This is a genomic window from Agromyces binzhouensis (assembly GCF_004135055.1).
Taxonomy (GTDB): domain Bacteria; phylum Actinomycetota; class Actinomycetes; order Actinomycetales; family Microbacteriaceae; genus Agromyces; species Agromyces binzhouensis.
In genome coordinates this window covers 1-633 of the sequence record NZ_SDPL01000790.1, presented here as the reverse complement: position 1 = coordinate 633, position 633 = coordinate 1, and the positions used below count along the sequence as shown (strand labels likewise).

At 74.9% G+C, this 633-nt stretch carries 1 protein-coding gene; it reads left to right on the top strand.

Translation table 11 applies throughout. From position 1 onward, the window contains the following. Window positions 1-633 (top strand): RNA polymerase sigma factor (locus tag ESO86_RS18250; protein ID WP_277985259.1); only part of this gene is annotated, 633 nt, incomplete at both ends.

Sequence of the window (633 nt, the reverse complement as noted above, 5' to 3'; positions counted from 1 at the left end):
GCGCCATCGACGGCTGGCGGCGCCGCGAGCGCTACGACGAGCGGCTCGCGGCGATCGCCCACGACCTCGAGCGCGAGCGGGCCGAGGCGACGGATGCCGCGGGCGGCCTGCCGTACGACCCCGACGCGATCGACGACGACGTCCTCCGTCTCGTGTTCGTGTCGTGCCATCCGGTGCTCTCGCGCGAGGCGCGCGTCGCGCTGACGCTCCGCGTCGTGGGCGGCCTCACGACTGAGGAGATCGCGCGGGCCTTCCTCACCCCCGTCTCGACCGTGCAGCAGCGCATCGTGCGGGCGAAGAGGACGCTCGGCGCGGCGGGCGTGCCGTTCGAGGTGCCGCCCCGCGACGAGTTCCCCGAGCGACTCGGCACGGTGCTCGGCGTGCTCTACCTCGTCTTCAACGAGGGTCACTCCGCGTCGGCGGGGGAGGACCTCATGCGGCCCGAGCTCAGCCGGGAGGCGTTGCGGCTGGCCCGCGTGCTCGCGGCGCTCGTGCCGCGCGAACCCGAGGCGCACGGACTGGTGGCGCTCATGGAGCTCACTGCGGCGCGATTCCCCGCGCGGCTCGACGCCCACGGCGACCCGGTGCTGCTCGGCGACCAGGACCGGCGGCGATGGGACCGCTCGGCGATCA